Below are 245 nucleotides of genomic sequence, written 5' to 3'. Positions count from 1 at the left end.
AATAATGGTGGATTTCATCCATAACAATAAAGACTTATATGGTGTTGATGCGATTTGTAGGATTTTACCGATCGCAGCTTCAACCTATTACCGGACTCTAGATCTCTGCGATGAGAAGCATTGCTTCGCAAGGGGAACATCGAGCAAAGCGAGATTTACATGACTTGCATCATGCTGAGGAGATTAAACGAATTTGGAAGGAAAGTTCAGGTCGGTATGGTGTACGTAAAGTCTGGCAAAAACTG

1 pseudogene is annotated in these 245 nt (G+C 41.6%); it reads left to right on the top strand.

Annotated elements, in window-relative coordinates:
- Positions 1–245: pseudogene (locus WFH18_RS18140) on the top strand (IS3 family transposase); the annotation flags it as partial.

It is taken from the genome of Acinetobacter sp. USHLN143, from assembly GCF_037145695.1.
GTDB lineage: Bacteria > Pseudomonadota > Gammaproteobacteria > Pseudomonadales > Moraxellaceae > Acinetobacter > Acinetobacter fasciculus.
This window is presented reverse-complemented; position numbering and strand designations above follow the sequence as displayed.